This window comes from Arhodomonas sp. KWT, from assembly GCF_010993615.1.
The window spans coordinates 1-744 of record NZ_WNXE01000827.1 but is presented as its reverse complement, the minus strand read 5'-3'; the positions used below and the strand labels follow the sequence as shown (position 1 = coordinate 744).

The window sequence follows — 744 nt, the reverse complement described above, 5'->3', positions numbered from 1 at the left end:
GGCCGCGGCGATTTTGCTCGGGTCATAAGTGGTTTGGTTTTTCATCAGGCTGAAGGCGATGCGCGCGAGCTTGCGGGCGACAGCAACGTGGGCTTGGGTCGGCTGCAAGCCGCGCTCGCGCAGGCGCTCGTAGTAGGCTTTGAGGTCCCGGCGGGCGGCGGCCCGGGCGGCGTTGTGTAGCAGCCGCCGGTATTCGCTCTCGCCCTGCTTGGTCAGTTTCGCCTGACCCTCATAGCGCCCGGATTGGCGTCGGCGCACATCCAAGCCCAGGTAGGCGACGAAGGCATCGGCACTTTTGAACGCCCCGCGCTGGAAGGCGGCCACCAGGGCCGCAGCGGTGGTCTCGCCGACGCCGAAGATCGCGCAGCAGCGCTGATAATGCGCCCACCAACCGTGCTCGCGCAGCAGCGCCTTGATCCGACGCTCGATCGCCCGGGCGAGGCGTTGGAGCTCCGCCCTGGTGCGCTGGAACGCCTCGGCGACCGCCTTCTCCTCGGCGAAGCTCTGCTCAAGGGTGGTCTGAACCTGCACGAGCTTGGCGCGGCGCTTGAGCAGCGAGCACAACCGTCGCTGGCCCGCCGGCGGCGGCGTCCAGGCACGCAGCTCGTCGCGCTCGTGGGCGGCGTAGCGCGCTAGCAGCCGCGCATCGGCGCGATCACTCTTGTTCCGGTGGCCGACGCCCTTGCGGTAATGGTGCAACCACTGGGGGTTGATCAGATACACCCGCACGCCGGCCGCGTAGGC

At 68.8% G+C, this 744-nt stretch carries 1 protein-coding gene; it reads right to left on the bottom strand.

The window, feature by feature from the left end:
• Positions 1 to 729 (bottom strand): transposase (locus tag G7A99_RS22700; protein WP_256379736.1); only part of this gene is annotated, 729 nt, incomplete at its 3' end.
• Positions 730 to 744: the final 15 nt, after the last annotated feature.